At 34.3% G+C, this 21,075-nt stretch carries 22 protein-coding genes; 11 read left to right on the forward strand and 11 right to left on the reverse strand.

The genetic code is table 11. The annotated features are described in order from the left end of the window. Positions 1 to 34 precede the first annotated feature (34 nt). The 5 genes from BT156_RS17090 to proS all read right to left on the reverse strand — a co-directional run bounded on the left by BT156_RS17090 (position 35) and on the right by proS (position 5,796). Positions 35 to 571 carry a nucleotide exchange factor GrpE gene (locus tag BT156_RS17090; RefSeq protein ID WP_072411923.1) on the reverse strand — a complete coding sequence of 179 codons (537 nt, stop codon included), beginning with the start codon at positions 569 to 571 and terminating at the stop codon, positions 35 to 37. Positions 572 to 926: 355 nt separating this feature from the next. Beyond that, positions 927 to 1,220 carry a Bor/Iss family lipoprotein gene (locus BT156_RS17095; protein WP_072411925.1) on the reverse strand — a complete coding sequence of 98 codons (294 nt, stop codon included), beginning with the start codon at positions 1,218 to 1,220 and terminating at the stop codon, positions 927 to 929. A gap of 228 nt (positions 1,221 to 1,448) precedes the next feature. Further along, positions 1,449 to 2,783 (reverse strand): Nramp family divalent metal transporter, encoded by a 1,335-nt coding sequence (locus tag BT156_RS17100; protein ID WP_072411927.1) that lies wholly within the window; start codon positions 2,781 to 2,783, stop codon positions 1,449 to 1,451. Positions 2,784 to 2,892: 109 nt separating this feature from the next. Continuing rightward, entirely contained in the window at positions 2,893 to 4,191 is a 1,299-nt protein-coding gene (locus BT156_RS17105; RefSeq protein WP_072411929.1) for an OmpA family protein, read from the reverse strand. A 129-nt stretch (positions 4,192 to 4,320) separates the two neighbouring features. Continuing rightward, a complete protein-coding gene (gene proS, locus BT156_RS17110; RefSeq protein WP_072411974.1) occupies positions 4,321 to 5,796 on the reverse strand; it encodes a proline--tRNA ligase in 1,476 nt (491 codons plus the stop codon). Between the two features lie 143 nt (positions 5,797 to 5,939). Between proS and BT156_RS17115 the strand changes: the two genes are divergently transcribed. Both BT156_RS17115 and BT156_RS17120 read left to right on the forward strand, forming a co-directional pair. Further along, positions 5,940 to 7,034, forward strand: coding sequence for a prolyl-tRNA synthetase (locus BT156_RS17115; protein WP_072411931.1), 1,095 nt, complete (start codon positions 5,940 to 5,942; stop codon positions 7,032 to 7,034). Positions 7,035 to 7,066: 32 nt separating this feature from the next. Beyond that, on the forward strand, positions 7,067 to 8,470 hold the full coding sequence (locus BT156_RS17120) for an OmpP1/FadL family transporter (protein ID WP_072411933.1): 1,404 nt from the start codon (positions 7,067 to 7,069) through the stop codon (positions 8,468 to 8,470). Positions 8,471 to 8,725: 255 nt separating this feature from the next. Here BT156_RS17120 and BT156_RS17125 read toward each other — a convergent pair whose 3' ends face one another. Next, positions 8,726 to 9,451 carry a ZIP family metal transporter gene (locus BT156_RS17125; protein WP_072411976.1) on the reverse strand — a complete coding sequence of 242 codons (726 nt, stop codon included), beginning with the start codon at positions 9,449 to 9,451 and terminating at the stop codon, positions 8,726 to 8,728. Then, positions 9,451 to 10,179, reverse strand: coding sequence for an SAM-dependent methyltransferase (locus BT156_RS17130; protein WP_072411935.1), 729 nt, complete (start codon positions 10,177 to 10,179; stop codon positions 9,451 to 9,453). The genes BT156_RS17125 and BT156_RS17130 overlap by 1 nt, the downstream gene beginning before the upstream one ends. A gap of 136 nt (positions 10,180 to 10,315) precedes the next feature. Here BT156_RS17130 and BT156_RS17135 point away from each other — a divergent pair, with 136 nt between their 5' ends. Both BT156_RS17135 and BT156_RS17140 read left to right on the forward strand, forming a co-directional pair. Further along, positions 10,316 to 11,479 carry a THUMP domain-containing class I SAM-dependent RNA methyltransferase gene (locus BT156_RS17135; RefSeq protein ID WP_072411937.1) on the forward strand — a complete coding sequence of 388 codons (1,164 nt, stop codon included), beginning with the start codon at positions 10,316 to 10,318 and terminating at the stop codon, positions 11,477 to 11,479. Positions 11,480 to 11,562: 83 nt separating this feature from the next. After that, positions 11,563 to 11,961: a hypothetical protein gene (locus BT156_RS17140; protein WP_072411939.1), complete on the forward strand. Its 399-nt coding sequence runs from the start codon at positions 11,563 to 11,565 to the stop codon at positions 11,959 to 11,961. Positions 11,962 to 12,135: 174 nt separating this feature from the next. Here BT156_RS17140 and BT156_RS17145 read toward each other — a convergent pair whose 3' ends face one another. Next, a complete protein-coding gene (locus BT156_RS17145; RefSeq protein WP_072411941.1) occupies positions 12,136 to 12,378 on the reverse strand; it encodes a hypothetical protein in 243 nt (80 codons plus the stop codon). Positions 12,379 to 12,536: 158 nt separating this feature from the next. Continuing rightward, the gene (locus BT156_RS17150; RefSeq protein ID WP_083582379.1) at positions 12,537 to 12,917 is read right to left on the reverse strand and encodes a helix-turn-helix transcriptional regulator; all 381 of its coding nucleotides are present in this window, start codon (positions 12,915 to 12,917) and stop codon (positions 12,537 to 12,539) included. A gap of 150 nt (positions 12,918 to 13,067) precedes the next feature. Between BT156_RS17150 and BT156_RS17155 the strand changes: the two genes are divergently transcribed. From BT156_RS17155 to BT156_RS17180, 6 genes are all read left to right on the forward strand, one after another. Beyond that, positions 13,068 to 14,363 (forward strand): hypothetical protein, encoded by a 1,296-nt coding sequence (locus tag BT156_RS17155; protein ID WP_139255510.1) that lies wholly within the window; start codon positions 13,068 to 13,070, stop codon positions 14,361 to 14,363. Between the two features lie 16 nt (positions 14,364 to 14,379). Then, positions 14,380 to 14,979, forward strand: a complete 600-nt coding sequence (locus BT156_RS17160; protein WP_072411980.1) for a DUF6705 family protein — start codon at positions 14,380 to 14,382, stop codon at positions 14,977 to 14,979. 39 nt (positions 14,980 to 15,018) lie between these two features. Next, entirely contained in the window at positions 15,019 to 15,609 is a 591-nt protein-coding gene (locus BT156_RS17165; protein ID WP_072411945.1) for a DUF6705 family protein, read from the forward strand. Positions 15,610 to 15,649: 40 nt separating this feature from the next. Continuing rightward, positions 15,650 to 16,249 carry a DUF6705 family protein gene (locus tag BT156_RS17170; protein ID WP_072411982.1) on the forward strand — a complete coding sequence of 200 codons (600 nt, stop codon included), beginning with the start codon at positions 15,650 to 15,652 and terminating at the stop codon, positions 16,247 to 16,249. 67 nt (positions 16,250 to 16,316) lie between these two features. Continuing rightward, positions 16,317 to 16,766: a hypothetical protein gene (locus BT156_RS17175; RefSeq protein WP_072411947.1), complete on the forward strand. Its 450-nt coding sequence runs from the start codon at positions 16,317 to 16,319 to the stop codon at positions 16,764 to 16,766. Between the two features lie 235 nt (positions 16,767 to 17,001). Further along, positions 17,002 to 18,006: a glycosyltransferase family 2 protein gene (locus BT156_RS17180; RefSeq protein WP_072411948.1), complete on the forward strand. Its 1,005-nt coding sequence runs from the start codon at positions 17,002 to 17,004 to the stop codon at positions 18,004 to 18,006. 61 nt (positions 18,007 to 18,067) lie between these two features. Here BT156_RS17180 and BT156_RS17185 read toward each other — a convergent pair whose 3' ends face one another. Further along, positions 18,068 to 19,294 carry an aminotransferase class I/II-fold pyridoxal phosphate-dependent enzyme gene (locus BT156_RS17185; protein ID WP_072411949.1) on the reverse strand — a complete coding sequence of 409 codons (1,227 nt, stop codon included), beginning with the start codon at positions 19,292 to 19,294 and terminating at the stop codon, positions 18,068 to 18,070. Between the two features lie 155 nt (positions 19,295 to 19,449). Between BT156_RS17185 and BT156_RS17190 the strand changes: the two genes are divergently transcribed. Continuing rightward, positions 19,450 to 19,908: an Lrp/AsnC family transcriptional regulator gene (locus BT156_RS17190; protein WP_072411950.1), complete on the forward strand. Its 459-nt coding sequence runs from the start codon at positions 19,450 to 19,452 to the stop codon at positions 19,906 to 19,908. A gap of 3 nt (positions 19,909 to 19,911) precedes the next feature. On the opposite strand, the gene BT156_RS17195 is transcribed toward BT156_RS17190, so the two are convergent. Then, a complete protein-coding gene (locus BT156_RS17195) occupies positions 19,912 to 20,943 on the reverse strand; it encodes a bestrophin family protein (RefSeq protein WP_072411951.1) in 1,032 nt (343 codons plus the stop codon). Positions 20,944 to 21,075: the final 132 nt, after the last annotated feature.

Genomic DNA, 21,075 nt, shown 5'->3' on the forward strand with positions numbered 1-21,075 from the left:
ATCAATTATCTCTCATCATTTATCATTGATGAATTTAGTTTCCTGTTACTACTTTTGCAAAACGAATTACTTTTTCGCCTAACATGTATCCTGTTTCGATAACGTCTACAATTTTACCTTTCAAATCATCTGAAGGTGCAGGAATTTGAGTAATAGCTTCGTGAAGATCTACATTAAAAGTATCTCCGGCTCTTACTTCCATCACTTTTAACCCTTTTTCAGTAAGTTTATTTTTAAGTTTAAGATAAATAAGCTCAACGCCTTGAAGGTCTGATTCGTTTCCGTTTTTGGCGATTTCTTTTAAAGCTCTTTCAAAATCATCCAATACACCAAGCATAGATACCATCATGTCTTGATTTGCATACTGGAAAAATTCCATTTTCTCTTTAGAAGTTCTTTTTTTATAATTTTCGAATTCAGCGTAAAGACGGATGTAACGGTTTTTCTCTTCTGCCAAAAGTTCTTCCGGAGTAGGAGTATTTGTCACATTTTCTTCAGCAACTGTTTCGTTCTGAGTATTCGTATCTTGTTGTGTATTGATGTTTTCTTCGTTGATATCCTGATTTTCCATTTTCAATAACTATTTTAAATAATTGTTTGGCAAAGATACTGCCAAATAGAAAAATATGACATTTAGGCAGATTGTTTTAACATATGAAAAATGAGGTAGTGACTAAAGAAGCTAGGGAACTACACCGTTTTATTCTTATAAGGATAGGTCTTATAAACGACTATTCCAAAGATGGCCAGCAATGTTATTTTTCCAATTAAAAATCCATTACCGTAATTATTTAAAGTATCCCATTGGAAAATTATTATATCTGCGATAATATAAAGCAAATATAAAATTATTATAACTGATGTTAAAAATATCGTCTTTTTCATGATAAAAATGGCGGTGATTTAGAATATCACCGCCAATCAGTTTATTTTGTTATGATTGTAGTCGTAGGAGTGTAAATTCCAAAGGTTACGGCTGAGATCAGTCCGTTCAAAAAGGTTTGTTTGGTCTGAATGGTATAATTTTCTGCTCCGTCAGCTAGTTTTCTGGAGTCTGATACAGAAACCGGAACTAAGCCCTCGATCAGATAATGGTTCCATTTTGTAACCTTGCTTGTGCCTGTAGCTCCTTTGCCGATTACGCTTGTGTAAGAATAGCAAGAGGTTAATGCAATTGAAGCTACAATTGCAATTGTCATCATTTTGATTGTTTTTTTCATTGTTTAAAAAATTTAAATTAAATATATTAAGTGTTAAAATTTAATTTTTTTGAGATAATGAAATCTTTTATTCAAATTATATGCCAATTGAATTTTCGTTGAATATTTAATAATTAATTTATTTTTATGTTGTATTATAAATAATTAATTGTTTATTTGGTTAATTATAGTTTGGTTTAATTTTATTCTTTTTTATTATTCAATTGTAGATTTTTATTCTAAATTAAATTATTTTCCAAAAAATGTTTGATACAGCAAATAGAGATTTAAAATGATAATAACAAATGAGATGATCCAGATGCAGACTTTCATTAAAGGTTTATTCACAAATTCGCCCATTTTTGCTTTATCGTTGGTAAACATTACAAGTGGAACAACTGCGAAACTCAGCTGCATAGAAAGGATAACCTGGCTTAAAACCAATAATTCCGTAGTTCCCTTTTCTCCATATAATATTGCTACGATCAAGGCTGGAATTACAGCAATTAATCTTGTGATCAATCTTCTTAACCAAGGTTTTAATTTTATATTTAAAAAGCCTTCCATTACGATTTGTCCGGCAAGAGTTCCTGTTAATGTCGAGTTTTGCCCAGAAGCTAATAAGGCAACCGCAAAAGCAATACTTGCCATTGAAGCTCCCAAGATCGGGGTCAACATTTTATAAGCATCATGGATGTCTGCAACATCATGATTTCCTGTGGTATGGAAAGTAGCTGCCGCCAGAATAAGAATGGCAGCATTAATGAAAAAAGCAAGCATTAAAGAAACTGTACTATCTATTGTTGCAAATTTTATCGCTTCTTTTTTTCCTTCTGTATCACGAGTGTAATCTCTGGTCTGAACAATACTGCTGTGTAAATAGAGGTTATGAGGCATAACGGTGGCTCCCAGTATTCCGATGGCAATATAGAGCATCGCGGGATTTTGAAGAATTTCTTTTTGAGGAACCAATCCACCTAAAATTTCATTGAAAGCAGGTTGAGAAATTACGATCTCATAAATAAAACAGGCTAGAATGATGAAAATAAGTCCGCCCACAATACTTTCGATCCATCTGAAACCTTTTGCCTGAAGTAAAAGAATAATCAAAACATCTACTGTCGTAATCACAATTCCCCAGGTCAACGGAATATGGAAAAGTAAGTTCAGTGCAATGGCTGAACCGATTACCTCGGCGAGATCACAGGCGGCAATGGCTATTTCACAAAATATCCAAAGAATAAAATTCGTTGTAGGACTGAAATGATCTCTACAAGCCTGAGCAAGATCTCTTTCTGCAACGACGCCCAATTTCACAGACAAATGCTGTAAAACCATCGCGAAAATATTAGAAATAAGAATTACGGATAGGAGAGTATAGCCAAACTGTGCGCCACCGGCAATATCTGTAGCCCAGTTTCCGGGGTCCATATATCCGACAGCAATCATCAATCCGGGGCCTGCAAACGCCAGATATTTCCTCCAAAAACTTCCATTTTTAGGGACTTTTATTGAAGCATAAACTTCTGATAAAGAGTTGGATGTTTTATCTTTACGCCAAGCGTTTTTTAAATTCAGATTCATAAATGTTAGAAATGACTAACAAATTTAAATAAATAAATGAAAATACAATATATATCACAAAAAAAATCCCGAAAATAATTTTCGGGATCTTGATATTTATTGATGAAGACTATTTTGCAAATCTTACAGACATTTTTCTGTCAGCTGCTCTTTCAGCATCAGAAGCTTTAGCATCTACTTTAGCAAATTGGCTTCCGTATCCTTCAGCTCCTAAAACCTGTCCACCAAGATTTTGTTTTGCCAACCAATCTTTAATGTAAGCTGCTCTCGCAGTTGAAAGTTTTACGTTACTCGCTTCGTTACCTGTTTTGTCAGTATAACCACCGATTTTAATTTTAGCATCCGGGAAAGCTTTTAAAATAGCAGCCAAATTCTCTAATTGTCCTTGAGAACCAGCCTCTAATTCTGTTGAGCTTCCTAATTTGAAGTTTACATGGTCAAAATCATACCACTTATCTTTCAAAGCACTGTCGTCTGCAGCATTTTTGTAGCTGTCAGATTTTAGGAAAGTGATCATTTGATCTTCCATTCCGCCTTTATAGCCTTTAAGAGCTGTACCGTTAAGGTCGATATTTTCATCAACTTTAGCTGTTGCAGCTCCGGTATCTGCTGAAGTAACCGTTGCCGCTGTATCCACAGGCGCCGCAGTTGAATCTGTTGCTACTGTTGTCGTAGTGGTTTCTTTTTTCTCACACTGCTTCCATAGGAAATAACCGGCTGCAAGAAGTAACAATAGTGGTAGAAGCCATTTCCAGATAGATCCGCCTCCGTCAGAATTGTTTCTGTCCGGGTCTGTTCCTACAGGAGTCGTACTTCTTGTAACCTCTATTTTAGGCTCTTCGCGTACCGTTTGTTTTATTGTATCAGCATCATTGTCAAACTTATAGCCTTTCGCCCAGTCTCCAATATTTAATGAAGCTAAAGAAAGTCCCGCAGGCAATAATGTTGAAACAATACCTTTTTGGTCACCCAGTAAACCTGAAATCCCTGATTTGTCTAAATTGTTATCTGCCGCGTATTTTCCAACCGAGCCAAGCGTAGCTCCAGTTACCAAATTCAATAGTGAACTAGAAGAATTATTACTAATTCCGGCATATGTTGCGATGGTATTTACTATTCCGCTTACTTTGTCTCCAAAGATAGCAGATAGTAAAGTGCTTATCCACGAACTGTTATTTGCCGACCCTCCTAATAGGTTCCCCAGAATTCCACTGGAAGACGCATTCGAAATGGCATCCAAAACTGCGGGATTATCCGAATTATTGGCTAATCCGCCCACGATCGCAGGTAATAAGCCTCCAATTGCTTTTGAAATACCAGATTCACTTTCTCCCAACTGAGATGCAGCCTGAGAGACCAAAGCAGGACCTAATTGTCCTTTAATTAAATCAATGACATTTAAAGACATAATAAATTTATTTTTAGATTAATGTTGATATAAAATTAAACAAAAATCTGTCCAAATATTGATTTAAATGAAAAAATCTTTAAAAATCGCGAAAATTTTTAAAGATTTGTTAATTTTTTATGTTAAATATTAATAAGCTTTTGCGAATAAAACTCGACGTTTAGATGGTTTTCCTGAAACAAGAGAAACACCTTCTTCAATGTCATCATCCAAAGGAATACATCTGATTGTAGCCTTTGTTTCATCCTTAATCTGCTCTTCTTCCTCTGCCGTACCATCCCAATGTGCAGAGATGAAACCGCCTTTTTCTTCTAAAACTTTTTTAAATTCTTCGTAAGTATCAACTTTAGTAATGTGATCTTCTCTGTAGTTTAATGCTTTAGTATAAATATCTTTTTGAATTGTTTTTAATAATTCTTCAATATAAGAATCTAAACCTTCAATAGGCTGAGTTTCTTTTGTAAGATTATCTCTTCTTGCGATCTCAACAGATTTGTTTTCTAAATCCCTTGGTCCCATTGCGATTCTTACAGGAACACCTTTTAATTCGTATTCTGCGAATTTCCAGCCCGGTTTGTTGTGGGTGTCATTGTCAAATTTCACAGAAATGCCTTTAGCTTTCAGTTTAGCCTGAATATCTAAAGCAACTTCACTTATTTGCTCTAATTGATCTTCTCCTTTAAAGATAGGAACAATCACCACCTGAATTGGCGCCAACGTCGGAGGCAATACCAATCCTAAATCATCAGAGTGTGTCATAATCAAAGCTCCCATCAAACGGGTTGAAGTTCCCCAAGACGTTGCCCAGGCGTGTTCTATCTTACCTTCTTTGTTGGTGAATTTTACATCAAAAGCTTTCGCGAAATTCTGGCCTAAAAAGTGAGAAGTTCCTGCCTGTAAAGCTTTTCCGTCCTGCATTAATGCTTCGATACAATAGGTTTCATCAGCTCCCGCAAATCTTTCAGATGGTGTTTTTACCCCCTGAATTACAGGCATTGCCATAAAGTTTTCTGCAAAATCTGCATATACTTTATTCATTTTTTCAGCTTCTTCAACCGCCTCATCTTTTGTAGCATGAGCGGTGTGACCTTCCTGCCATAGGAATTCTGCAGTTCTTAAAAATAAACGGGTTCTCATTTCCCAACGCACAACGTTTGCCCATTGGTTAATTAATATAGGTAGATCTCTGTAAGATTGAATCCAGTTTTTATATGTACTCCAGATAATTGCTTCTGATGTTGGACGAACGATCAGTTCTTCTTCCAATTTAGCATCCGGATCTACGATCAATTTTGCAGGATTATTGGGGTCTGTTTTTAATCTGTAATGGGTAACAACAGCGCATTCTTTTGCAAAACCTGCAGCATTTTTTTCTTCAGCTTCAAACAAACTTTTGGGCACAAAAAGCGGGAAATAAGCATTAACGTGACCTGTTTCTTTGAATTTTTTATCCATTTCATCACGCATTTTTTCCCAGATCGCATATCCGTATGGTTTTATAACCATGCATCCTCGCACCCCTGAGTTTTCAGCTAAATCTGCTTTTACAACCAATTCGTTGTACCATTTGCTGTAATCTTCGCTTCTTGAGGTTAATTTTGCCATTATTCTTAAAATTTTTTTTAACTTTTCCCTATTATTGTTATCTAAAAAATAAAATCTATTTTTGATAGATTTTTTTATCAGTGTTTGGTACATTTTTGGTACCGATTGCAAATATAATTTAAATTAAAAATCTTTACGTTATCATGAAAAGAAATATACATAAAAATTTGCTTGGTATGCTAAAATCTAAAGGGATCTTAGCGGTGTCAGGCGGATTACTGCTTATGTCTTGTGGTGCTCAGATGGGCGGATACACGGAGACGGATGGGGTTTACTATGACCCTAATAAAGACACACTACCTGAAGGCGTTATTATTAATGATAATGGTAACAGAGTAGGAGAATATTATGATTACTACCAGGATTCTAATATTGTGCAAAATGCACAGGAGAATTCTCAGGATCAAAATAACAGATACGACTCTTGGAGTAACAATAAGTGGAACTCAAATGCCACAGATTCTGACTGGGGTAATTTTGCAGGCTCTCAGACTAACTATTACGATAATTCCTGGGGTTCTCCTTGGGGATGGTATGGTGGTTACAGCCCTTATTGGGGTTGGAACAGAGGTTGGGGCATGGGAATGTCCTTCGGATGGGGTAGCTCCTTCGGATGGGGATGGGGAGGTTCTTGGGGATATAGCCCATGGGGTTATGGATACGGAGGCTTCTATGATCCTTTCTGGAGTGGTGGATACTACGGAAATCCCTACGGTTATGGCTATGGCGGATGGTATGGCGGTGGATACTGGGGTAATGGCTATTACAACAGAGGTATCTACAGAAGAAGCGGTACAAACGGAAACAGCTTTAACAGAATGAGCAACGGTTTCAACACTAGTAATAGAAATGCCGGTGGCTTTAGAAATAATAACGGTGGCTTCAGAAGTAGCAATGGTACCAATGGAGGTTTCAGAAATGGAACTAACGGAGGTTTCAGACAGCAGGGAAGTAATGGTGGTTTCAGAGACAGCGGACAAGCTGGAGGATTTAGAAATAATGGTCAATCAGGCGGATTCCGTAATGGAAACTCTCAACCAAGACCCAACTACAATTATAATCAACAGTCACAACCTAGAAGAAATGACGGTGGTTTCAGATCTAATGACGGCGGAGGTTTCAGATCTGGCGGAGGTTACAATTCCGGAGGCGGCGGCTTTAGATCAGGAGGTTCTTCTGGCGGCGGCGGAGGTTTCAGATCTTCCGGTGGCGGCGGAGGCTTCAGAGGTGGCAGATAATATTTAAAATTTAATAACTATTCAAAAAAATAATGTTAAAAAAATCTTTAGTAATAATGAGTATTTCTGCGGCATTTTTTGCGCAGGCTCAGGATATTTCTATTTTAAGGAATTCTGTTGATGTTTACTCTAATTCTCCAATGATCGGGTCTTCCAAGTTTAATGCGATGGGAGGAGCTAACGGAGCTTTGGGTGGAGATGCAAGTTCTTTATTAACCAACCCGGCAGGTTTGGGAGTTGCTATCTCTGGCGAGGTTTCCGGGACACTGTCAATTATGGGTAACAAAAATACCTCAACATTGGCAGGTGCCTCAACAAGTTATAACAATACGAAAGGAGATCTTGGAAATGTTGGTGGTGTTATGACTTTCCAACTGATGACGGAGAGCGCTTGGAAGTTTATTAATGTTGGTGTTAATTTCTCTAATCAGTCGCTTGATAATTACGTTGAAACTCCTGGAAACAGTAATATTGTATACGATTTTCCTAGTACGACTAATTCGTCAACATATGATAGACATGCGTACAACAGATATGGGAATTTATCCAGAACAAGTTTTGGGGTAGGTGCAAATTACAATCACAATCTTTATATTGGTGCGGGATTGAATTTCTTCAATGCGTCTGTTGATCAGTCAGATACGGCTTCTTTCAACTCTACGACTAGTAATTCTACGGAATTTTTCAGCAAGAACGGAACGCCTTATTATGAAAGATCTAATGGTTTTTCAGCTTCTCTTGGGGTAATTGGAAAATTGAGTCCAAACTTTAGACTAGGAGCTTCTATTGAGACGCCAACTTTCTGGACTATTGATAAAACTTATAATTTCTACAATGATCCTGTTTACGGAGATGATATTGGCCTTGAAAGCAATAAATTCACTTCGCCTCTTAAAGCGACAGTGAGTGCAGCGTTTGTAGCCAGTAAAAACTTCTCTTTGGACGTAGATTATACATTAGGTCTTACAAAACCTAAGTATAAAGTATATACTCAAACTGAAACCGACATCAATAATTTCTTCAAGGATAATTATAAAAACTTATCTGAATTAAGAGTTGGTGCAGAGTACAGAATAAAACAAGTGAGATTAAGAGGTGGATATTCTTATGCTTCGACTCCGTTTGATGCGTTGACGATCGGTAGATTTACTGATGCGGGTACTCAGGAGGAAAAATCTTATGATAACCTTATTCTTAACAATAGAAATGCATTGTCATTCGGTATTGGATATGATTTCAAATCATTCTATATCGATGCTGCTTATCAAAATATAACGTCTAAATATACAAACCCTTTTATGTTTGGTGTATTGGATAGCAACAATAATTCTGCATATTATTCACCTACTAATACGATAACAAGTGATTCGTTCATTGTTTCGGATGTGAAAAATATCAGAAATAACTTCTTTCTTACATTCGGATGGAAATTTTAATTTCCTCCGGTATATGTAATGAGTGATTAAATTGAGGCTCCGAATCAAAGATTCGGAGCTTTTTATTTCAATTTGTTCTTGCTAATGATTTTTAGTCCGGATTTTGAATCAAGTTTGGTTGCTTTTATTTATTAAATTCTTTTAAATATTGAATGTGTTATAAATGAAACTAAAATCCATAAAAAACAGCCATTTTCTACAAATGGCTGTTTTTTATAAAATATATTGTTTTTTTTAATAAAAAAGATAAAAATTTTAATGATGATGCGCCACATGGTCATGATTGTGGAAAAGGTGCATGAGTAGAGCTAACGAAACTCCTAAAATTACCAGTCCGATTTTCATCCAGTCAATATTATGGTTTTTATTGCTTTCAAAAATAATTACAGATGAAATATGTAAGAATATTCCTCCTACAATAGCAAGGAAGTAAGGCTGCAGATCAGGATTGAAATAATTTCCAAGCAACATTCCCAAAGGGGAAGCTAAAGCAAATAATGCCACGATCAGCATCGATGGATAAGAAGATCCTTTTGGGGCCTCTTTTCTGTTGAATAAAAATGCTCCCAAAATAAATGAAATAGGAAGATTGTGAAATAATATTCCTAAAAGATAGGGTGAAAGCTCATGTTCTTCATTAGCCAAAGGAATTCCTTCAATAAAAGCATGAACGAAAAGCCCCACCATTAAAGCCACCGGAAGAATATTATGATCACTGTGATGATGAACGTGTCCGTGTTCGAAACCTTTAGTTAAAGCTTCCAAAATCATTTGCAAAAGTACACCGGCAATGACGAATATTCCCAAATTGCTGCTTCCTTCAACAGCATAAACTTGAGGGAAAACTTCATTTAAACAAATCGTAATCAGGAAACCTGCACTTAAAATCAATAGATTTTTCGCCAGTTTTTCTTTTTTTCCGAAGTGTTTTCCAAGAAATACCCCTGCAATTACACTTAAAATCAGTAAAAAAACGGTTATCATGCTTTTTTCTTAAATAAATTGATACAACGAGTGGAAACGTCTTTATTAAAATCATTCAATTGATAATCTCCCCAGATTTTCACTCTTTCAAATCCGCATTCTGTTGCGTAAGAATTAATGGCGTCCAATGTGTGAAGTTTTACTTTTTCAAAGAAATGAAAAGGTTTCCCGTCTGCTTCAAACTGAATATCTTTAACGATATGTCTTCCTTCAATTTTTTTGCAAATTTTAAAATCAATATCTCCTCGAGTAATGATAGATTCCGGAACGATGTTTTTTCTTACATATTCTTCATTCAGATAATCCAAAACAAAATATCCCCCGGGTTTTAGAACATTATAAACCGATTGGAATACATTTTTATCATCTTTTTCGTTGTCAAAGTATCCAAAACTTGTAAATAAATTGAAAACTGCGTCCATCGGATCCGCATCGATAGGATTTCTCATATCGTGAACATCAAAAAGTAAGGTCTGATTTTCAAATTGTTTATCAAATTCTATACTCTGTCTGGAAAGGTCTAATCCCAACACATCATAGCCTAATTTATTAAGAAAAACCGAGTGTCTTCCCTTACCGCAAGCCAGATCTATGATCTTAGAAGAAGGCGGTAACTGTAGCTCCTCAGTAAGCTTTGTTATGAAGTTTTCTGCCTCAGTATAATCTCTGTTACTGTAAAGCAAATGATAATAAGGTGTATCAAACCAAGATTCAAACCATTCCATAATGCAAAAATAACTAAATTTGTGGTCTTAAAAGAAATGTATTTAAATATTGAGAGATTGAAAATTTCAATAAACAGTAAAATTGAAGGCTTAATCTTTTAGTTTTTAAATCATTAAATCTTTTAATGATAAAATTATGGATATAGAAAATCTAAAGATTCAGATCAAGACATTCTTCGGTCTGGAGCCGATCTTGGCGGAAGAGATCAAAAAATTAGGTGGGCGTAATGTCGAAATTAAAAATCGTGCGGTAAATTGTGAAGGAGATTTGGGTTTCCTTTATAAAATTAATTATTCTTCGAGAACGGCTTTAAAAATTTTAGTTCCTATTTTGGAATTTAAAGCTTTTAATCAGCATCAGTTTTACGATAAATTGTTTAAAGTGGATTGGGAGCAGTTCATGGATGTAGATCAGTCTTTTGCGATTGATTCAACAGTGAATTCCGACACTTTTAAACATTCACAATTTGTAACATTGAAAATGAAAGACGCAATTGTTGATTATTTTCAGGAAAAAGTTAAAAAACGTCCGAATGTGGATTCTAAAAGTCCACAGATAAAGTTTCACCTTCATATCGACAGAGAATTGGTAACGATTTCTTTGGATTCTTCGGGTGATGCTTTGTTTAAAAGAGGATACAGAAAAGAGCAGGGTGAAGCGCCTATCAATGAAGTTTTGGCAAGCGGAATGCTTCAATTAGCTGGTTGGGACGGAAAAGGTAACTTCCTGGACCCAATGTGCGGTTCGGGAACGCTTTTGATTGAGGCGGCAATGATCGCATTAGATCTTCCTGCGCAGATTTTCAGAAAAAGATTTGCCTTCCAGAACTGGCAAAATTATGACTCTGAGTTGTTTGCAAGAATTAAAGAAGTGAGAATAGGTAGAATCAAAGAATTTACAGGTAAAATTGTAGGTTACGATATTGATGGAAGAATGCTTAGCGCTGCAATAACGAATATTGAAGCTGCTGAAATGGAAGATATTATTGAAGTGAAAAGACAGGATTTTTTTGAGACTAAAAAAGAACTTTTCCCTTTATTAATGGTATTTAATCCACCTTATGACGAGAGAATTTCTATTAATGATGATGATTTTTACAAGAAAATAGGAGATACTTTCAAAACGCATTATCCGAATACATTGGCTTGGCTGATTTCTTCTGACTTAGAAGCAGTGAAGAAAGTTGGACTTCGACCTTCAAGAAAAATCAAACTTTTCAACGGAAAACTGGAAACAAGATTTTTACAGTACGAAATGTACGAGGGAACGAAAAAAGTTCATAAACTTGAAAATCAGTAAAGATATTTACATTAAAACCTTCCAATTTGGAGGGTTTTTCATTTTTGAAAATTCTATTTTTGTTTAAAATGTAAAACAAATCTATGTCTAGGAATATTTTTGATATTGTAGGTATTGTGCTTGATGCTTTAGATCTTTTGGGTAGCTCATCAGCACCGAGTTGGGAGACGAAAAAAACAGCAAAACGCAAAAAATCCAAATATTTAATGGAATGGTTCAGTGCCATTTTTACTTTGATAAGTTGTGTTTTATTATTTATCGTTTTTAAAGATCCTTTATTGGTTCAGAGTCCATTTCAAACGGTATGTATTGCCATTTTGATTGGTATTGTTTTTACATTTAGTTGCTGTTTTGCTTTATATCTTTTAGAATTTTTCTACTTTAAAAGCTTCTTTTCCATGTTGTTTTTCTGTACTTCGTTGATTTTATTATGGACGGTTTCTGTTTTATTCCTTTATCTAAGATCAGGATTGTTTTTGTAATTATTTCCAGTCCTCGATTCTGCTGAGTAAAAATATGATGATATATCCTAAGAACATAATGATCATAAATTTGAAATTAAATTTATTTAAATCTTCATACGGCTTTAAAAAAAATAGAAATCCATTTCGGGTTTCTATTTTTTTTTATTGGTCATTTTTTAGAGTAAAATGATCTTACAGCTTCGCAAAATCGTCTGTATGATTAGGAAAACCATCTGGCTGTATCAGAAAATGATCTGTCTGCTTCGGAAAGTCGTCTGTATGTATGACAAAGCGATCTGTACCTGTCACAATGTCATGTGTATATGTCGCAAAATCATCTGTATGTCTCGGAATACTATCTGTACATAAAATAAAATGATCTGTACATACCGCAAAAGCGTCTGCACTTATCGGAAAATGATGTGTAGCTGTCACAATGTCATGTGTACGTCTAGCAAAATGATGTGTACGATATGCAAAGTTATCTGTACATGTAAGAAAGTCATCTGTACTATTAGCAAAACGATCTGTCTACATAAAAACAGCATCTTTCTTTAGAAAGATGCTGTTTTTATCATTGCAATGGCTTCTGATTATTTATTTTGATTCTCTAATTGAGAAACTTTTTCTTTTAATTGCTGTATTTCTTGTTTCAATATTTCCATATATTCTCTTTGGCTTTCTAAGAGAAATTCGGGTATATTACAATAGTTATTATTACTACCTATATAACTATTTTTATATTCACCTGATACATCAAAAAATTGATTAATTCTTGAGGAATCTTCTTCTTTAATCTCATCAACTTCAATATCTAATAACTTTGCAATACGTTCCCATTCGTCATCTTTAATTTCTATTTCACCTTTTTCTTTACGGAGGTATTGTGTCTGGCTTATATTAAGGTGTTCTGCAATATCCAGCTGAGAAAATTTCTTGTCTTTTCTGGCTCTTATCAGTTTTTCTTTTATCATGATGAATTTTTTTTACAAATATAGAATAAAAATTATTCGAATTTATTCGAATAATTTTGTTTACAATTCCTTAGTTTATTATTTTAGATTTGTCTCACGTCACTTTGATGTGATAAAAATAATTATATTTAACAATTAAAACTCAACTGAATGAAAAACAAATCTATTATCAGGTTGCTCCTGTTAGCAGTCACCAGTATTTTTCTGTACTCCTGTATGAATGAAGACCTCTATTCTTCCTCAGAAAAGGAAAAGCAGGAAATTCAATCTAAATCTCTCTGGAAAGAGGATATGATCTTTATTACCAATGTAAAAGAAATATTTCTGAAAAATGCAAGCCTTGAAAACTTCAAAACCAATCACGGAGGTTTGCCCCAATGGGAATATGCCATGACATTCGGAGACTTTGATGAATCTTACCTTATGGTTCCTGTCTTTGGAGAAAATACAGTAACAGGAGTAGTTACAGTGAAGAGAATAGAAGACATGGTTTACTTCAAATTTTCTAAGGATGAAAAGGCAAAATCTTTCTTCTCTCATCTTATTTCTTCGGAAAACAAAAAACTGACCCCCGTAAAAGATATCGCAGAGAATGCCAAGATCGTCTGCACCTCAAGAACCTACCTGTTTTGCTTTCCGAATAATGATGGCACGCAGGACTGTTATCCTCAAATGGTAGTAAAATGCATCAGTGAAGACAGTTTTGAAGATAATGATATGGGAGGAGATAATAGTGGAGACGACGGGCTTCCTTATGGTGGCGGATCCGGTGGCAATACCAATCCCCAGCAAAATCAAAATCCTTGTGCGAAATTGAAGACTCAGAATGCAAATCCTAATTTTAAAGCTAAAATAGAAGCATTGAATAAGAACTCTGTTTTTACAGCTAAGAATGAAACAGGATTTACAGAAAAAAAGGATGGTACTTTTACAACATTGCCGGTATCGCCAAATGCAGGACCAGATCATAATGCACTAAGTGTAACATACGATGCTGATACCAAAGGATACATCCACTCTCATCAGAATGATTATGAAACTGGAGATTATGATCCAAACGGAAGCCCTATTATGAAACAGCCAATACGAATGCTCTCCCCTGCTGATGTGAATACTTTAATGCTAATGGCACAATTGCAAACTGACGGCAATTATAGTGAACTGTATGGCACAATGGTTTCTAGCTCCGGAATTTATACCATTAAATTTACAGGAACAGCATCAGGTATTCAAACAGGATTTGGTACTGAACAATGGAGAACTGATTATTTAGATTATAGGAAATTACATGATGATTGGACTGTTGAAAGATTATTCCTTACCTTTTTAAAAGATAAAATGAATGTACAGGGTGTAGAGTTGTACAAAATAAAAAGTAATGGTACTGTGCAGAAAAAAACATTAAATTCAAATAATAAAGTACAATCCAATGATTGTCCACAATAATTTAAAACTTAACAAAATGAGAAACAGATTATTTATATTTACGTTTTTATTAACGATTATTTCATGCAAAGGACAGGTGGTAGGAACTTTAGAACAGTTTGAAGAATGTTCAAAACGACCAAATAAAGACCAAGAAGGTTGTCCTGACTTGGAAAATATAACTTACGTGAAAGATACTAATAACAGGCTCAACCAGTTTGTTGGAACTTGGAAAGGAAATTATAATGGAAAACAATATGAAATTAAATTAGATAAGAAGATTAATTATAAAAAATATCCAGATGATGAGAGATCATTTGATAGAATTATTGGGAGAATACTTGTAAAAGATGCTTCAGGAAATGTTATTTATAATTCTATGAATAAGCCTGATAATCAAACTTTTTTTTCAGGATATAATTTTCAAGGTAGAACCTATGATATGCACTTTGTTGGCAACTATGATTGTTTAGAATCAGGAGATGTTTTTATAGAAACAAAAGTTGCTAACCCTAATGAAATGACCTTGTTTTATAATCAGGATAAAGATGGCTGGCTAGATCCTGCTAAATGCCCTAACTTTGCTACTTATGGTTCATTGCTTCCAACAGAGAAAATGACTTTGGTAAAACAGTAAGATAAAGCCTCTTTTTAGGGGCTTTTCTAAATACAAATTATGAAAAAAATACTTTTAATCACATCAATACTATTTGCCATATTGTCCTGCAAAGCACAGGTCATAGGAACTCTTGAACAATTTGAAGAATGTTCAAGAAGACCAAATCGAGATGAACTTGGATGTCCAGATTTACAAAATATTACGTATGTAAAAGATACTAATAACAGATTAAATCAATTTGTAGGAACTTGGAAAGGTTCTTATAATGGAAAAAATTATGAAATTAAACTTGAGAAAAAGTTACAGTTTGGAAATTATAATGTTAAATGGGATAAACTTATCGGAAGAATTCTCATAAAAGATAATAATGGCAATACATTATATAATAATTCATCTGAATCCGATAATAATATTAGCTTTTGGGGAAACAATTTTCAAGGTAGAACCTATGATATGCACTTTGTAGGCAACTATGATTGTTTAGAATCGGGAGATGTTTTTATAGAAACAAAAATTGCTAACCCTAATGAAATGACCTTGTTTTATAATCAGGATAAAGATGGCTGGCTAGATCCTGCTAAATGTCCTAATTTTTCTACTTATGGCTCATTGCTGCCAACACAGAAAATGACTTTGGTAAAACAGTAAGATTAAGCCTCTTTTTTAGAGGCTTTTCTAAATGCAAATTATGAAAAAAATACTTTTAATCACATCAATACTATTTACAATACTATCCTGCAAAGCACAAGTGATAGGAACTCTTGAACAATTTGAAGAATGTCGAAAACGACCAAATCGAGACCAAGAAGGTTGTCCTGATTTACAGAATATTACTTATGTAAAAGATACCAATAACAGGTTAAACCAATTTGTAGGAACTTGGAAAGGAGCTTATGGAGGAAAACAATATGAGATAAAATTGGAAAAGAAGGTTAATTATAAAGAAAAACCCACGGATGAAATGAGTTGGGATCAAATAATTGGCCGAATGTTGGTAAAGGATAGTAATAGTAATATTATCTATAATTCTATGAATAAAACAGATAGTGAAACTCATTTTTGGGGATACAATTTTCAAGGTAGAACCTATGACATGCACTTTGTAGGCAATTATGATTGTTTAGAATCGGGAGATGTTTTTATAGAAACAAAAGTAGCTAATCCTAATGAAATGACCTTGTTTTATAATCAGGATAAAGATGGCTGGCTAGATCCTGCTAAATGTCCTAATTTTTCTACTTATGGCTCATTGTTGCCAACACAGAAAATGACTTTGGTAAAACAGTAAGATAAAGCCTCTTTTTTAGGGGCTTTTCTAAATACAAATTATGAAAAAAATACAAGTATATCGATAAATGAATAGATGGTTATTGGTGCTGTTATTGGCTTTTAGCTTTTTTGCGAAAGCTCAGGAAACAGATGATTTATTTAAGGGAATCACATTATGTATTAAAAAGCCTATTGATACATTAAATTATTTGAAAAAAATTGAAACAGATAAGACATTGTACGTCGGAAAATCTTTATCTTATTTGCTAAATAATATGACCCAAATAGAACCTAAAACAATTTGGAAGATTCCAAAACACGGGATAAGAAAGCTGGTTAGCGAAAGTGTTTTTAGTTTTAATAAAAAGTCACCGTTCATATATAAGCATATAGTTTCTCTTATTATAACTTGGAATGAGCCAATACCTTATTCGGATGTTGAATATTATGAACAGAAAAATCATTTTATTTTTACAAATGAAGAAAGACATTTCTATGGGAGCAAAATTATAAAAGATATAAAGGTTTACCGATGAGTTTAAATTTCAAAAGAATATCATGGAAAATTTTATGAAGCAACAGAACTTATTTTAAAGTCTGCAAAACTTGAAATGAAAGATGTTAATTAAATAATACTACAAAATTAATCTGAACCAGAATAGAGATATTCTGGTTTTCTATTTAATATATTCCTTCATTTTCCGTTCTATAATTTATTAAAAACCGTTTGCGAGTTCCTTCATGAATAATTAATTTTGAAAAATTTTCAATTTGAAACCTACCATTTCCATCGTCGTTGCTATTTTTAACCGGAAAGATGAACTTTTTGAGTTATTAAATTCTCTTACCCAACAAACAGATAAAGATTTTGAGATCATTATCGTTGATGATGGTTCGTTGATTGACCTTAAACCGACAATCAAAAATTTTGAAGAAATTTTAGATATCAAATATTTCAGAAAAGATAATTCGGGGCCTGGTTTATCGAGAAATTATGGCGCAAAAAGAGCTGAAAACGAATGGCTTGTTTTTGTTGACAGCGACGTGATCGTAGAGAAAGATTATATTGAAAATATCAAAAAAGATATCGTGGAAATTCCATGTGATGCTTTTGGCGGTGCTGATAAGGCTCACAAAGGGTTTAATCTGATGCAAAAGGCGATTTCGTATTCTATGACTTCTGTTTTTACAACGGGTGGAATTAGAGGAAATAAGAAGGCTGTTTCAAAATTTCAACCCCGAAGTTTCAACATGGGCGTAAAAAAAGAAGTTTTCGAAAAAGTCGGCGGTTTTTCTGAAATGCGAATCGGTGAAGATCCTGATTTATCGATGACGCTTTGGGAAAAAGGCTTTACCACGGCTTTTTTCGATAATATAGGAGTGTATCATAAGCGTAGGGTAGATTTTGGGAAATTCTCAAAACAAGTGTATCAATTTGGCTGTGCAAGGCCGATTCTTAATCAAAGGCATCCAAATTATGTGAAGATTTCTTTTGCTTTTCCGACCTTATTTTTATTAGGCTATATCTTCGGTTTTATAGAATATTTTCTTTTAAAAGAAAGAGTTGTTCTTACTTTTTATGGATTTTACACTTTTTTGGTGTTTTTTCATGCCTTGATTGTGACTAAAAATATAAGTATTGCCGGAATGGCGGTTATTTCAACCTATATTCAGATGTTTTCTTACGGATACGGGTTTTTAAAGTCATGGTTTTTATTAAATGTTATGAGAATGAAACCTGAAGATGCTTTCCCGAAACATTTTCATAAAAAATAATCTTTGAACGAATTAAAAAAATAAAAGCTGTCGAAAATTTCAACAGCTTTTACAACAATAATTAGAATATAGAGATGTTTTCATGGTTGAGAATACCTACTTTATGCATGCATTCCCTCATCTTTTCGTATGTTCGTTCGATGTCGTGATCCAATCCTATTGAGAATCTTATCAGTCCGTCGGATATTCCCATTTCAGCGCGTTCCTCTTCCGGAATTTCGGAAGAAGTTGAGCTTCCTGAGCATGAGAATAAAGTTTTATAGAAGCCTAAACTTACTGCCAGATAACCTAAGTTCTCCTGCTGCATTAATTCCATCAGCTCGTTGGCTTTGTCTGTAGTTCCTGCATCTAAAGTCAGTAATCCGCCGAATCCGTACTCCTCATGCATCATGCTTTTCATTAATTCATGATTTCTGTGAGATTTCAGACCGGGATAAACAACTCTTAATCCGTCTTTTTCAAATCTTTCAGCCAGATACATTGCGTTGTAGCTGTGCTGTTTTATTCTGATATGTAACGTTCTTAAATTCTTTAAAATACTTGCAGATCTGAAGCTGTCCATTGTTGGTCCCAGCAACATACAGGCTCCGTTATTTACATTTTTTGTATCATTAATAAACTCCTGAGTTCCGCAATAAACGCCGCCGACAGTATCACTGCTTCCGTTGATGAATTTTGTCAAACTGTGAATAACGATGTCAGCACCAAGCAATGTTGGTGAAATTGAAAGAGGGGAGAAGGTATTATCAACAATCAGTTTTAAATTGTGTTTTTTACAGATCTCGGAAAGTCTTTTAAGATCAGCAACTTCAAGAAGCGGATTGCTCACACTTTCACAATAAATAACTTTTGTATTGGGTTGAATGGAAGCTTCAATGGCTTCGAAATTATTAATATCTAAAAATGTAGTTTCAATGTGAAAAGGAGGTAGAAAATTTTTCAGGAAAGCGTACGTTCCACCGTAAATTGTTCTGCTCGAAATAATATGATCTCCACTTTTACACACCTGCATCAAAACAGAAGTAATGGCTCCCATTCCGGAAGCTGTAACGTTAGCTGCTTCGGTATTTTCAAGTTTTGCTAAGGCTTGAGCCAAATAAAGATTCATTGGTGATGAATGCCTTGAATACAAATAACAGCCTTCTGCATTTCCTTCAAAAGTATCGAACATGGTCTTTGCAGAAAGAAAAGTATACGTTGAACTATCTGAAATTGATGGATTTACTCCACCAAATTCGCCAAAATATTGTAAATCCTGTATTTCATTTGCTGCGTTAAAGTCTTTCATGATGTTTTCGATTTTGTTGGACTAAAAATGAATTAATTCCAGAATTATTACAACTGAATTTTGAAATATTAGAATATAAAACTGTTAAATTTAATTTAAACCGAAAAAATGTTTATTATATTTGATTAGTATAAACTTTTACCAAAAATATATCTATGACGTTTGATGAAATTGATAAAAAACTGCTTTTTTTCTTACAGGAAGATGCTAAGCAAACCACCAAAGAGCTTTCCTACAAGCTTGGTTTGTCGGTAACAGCCGTTTATGAGCGAATCAAAAAGCTTGAAAATGCGGGCGTAATTTCAAAATATGTTGCGATTCTTGACCGACATAAAATCAATAGGAATTTTATTATTTTATGTCATGTAAAATTAAGTCAGCACAAGAAAGAATACGTCCTTCAGTTTGAACGTGAGGTGATGAATTTACAGGAAGTCACGGAATGTTTCCATGTGAGCGGAGATTATGATTATATCCTTAAAATTGGTGTTAAGGACATGGAAGATTACCGTAATTTTATGTTGACTAAATTAACCACTTTACAGCATATTGCGAGTACTCACAGTTCTTTTATGATCTCTGAGGTGAAAAATACGACGGCAATTGTTCTTTAAATTTTAAACCAAAACTCCATTTTTAGATGAAATTGGTTCAGGAAGATCTGTTTCTCCGGTCATTTGCAAAAGATCAATTTCAATGGTTCTGCAAATAGAAAGCATCGGAACATCAAACATCAATCCTGCAAACGGATTTTCGGAATAATCTCCTACCAATTCCATGATAATATAGATCCAACCGATGGTGATGCAGAAAGGAATGGATGTCCAGATTCCCCAATCCCCCAATTTGGCAAATTCATTCACCAAACCCAACGGCAGCAAAAGGATAAAAAGAATATTAAAAACGAATGCCGTACTTGCAAACTGTCTTGGTGACGGAAATTTTTTAATTCTTTCAGCCTGTCCCTGAAAGTTGTAAAACTCGTTTAAAGAATTCTGTAATTGAACTTGGTTAAATTCAGAAATAACTTTATCATTTTTTAAATCATTAATCTCTTTTGCCTGTTTTGAAACCAAGAAAGTCGCGAAATTCTTATAATCAGACTGAAGTTCAAATTCTTCTTCTGAAAGATATTTATGCAGGAAAATCGGAGTTCTTCCATAATCGGGGAAGCCTGCTTTGATGAGTCTGTTACGCTTATGATCAATATTTTTGAATCTTTCGTCCTCATGGCTAATATGTTCCCATTCCGTAGGAACCAAAAGTTGCTCACGGAAAGCGTAAAGCCACGCAATATGGCGATATACAATTTTTTTTCTTCTTTCTTCCATATCAAAACTGCCTATTTCTTCATTTTTGGTGTCAAATGCATAGATCATTGAGGCAAATGATCGGCTCGAGTTGACAATTCCGCCCCAGATTTTTCGGGCTTCCCAAAGTCTGTCGTAGGCCTGATTATTTTTAAAACCAACCAAAAATGCCTCTGCAGTACCGATCAACGCAACCGGAACCCAAGGGATAGTCATCCATTGCCAGTTGAAAAAATAGAAAAGAACGGCGATCAATGTACACCAGACCGAGATCCAGATCAAATGATGACCGGATAAATTTAAAACCTGTTTGTAATTGACATATTTGGTAGTAATCATCTGTGCTGATTTTTAATGTGAAAGAAATAAGGGTAACAAAATAAATACCAATTTAAATCTAAGACAAGTTTTTTAATTAAACTTATTATTTTAACCACAAAAATTACAAAAGATTAAGGGAGTAATTATTTA

Source organism: Chryseobacterium limigenitum, from assembly GCF_900114875.1.
Classification (GTDB): Bacteria; Bacteroidota; Bacteroidia; order Flavobacteriales; family Weeksellaceae; genus Chryseobacterium; species Chryseobacterium limigenitum.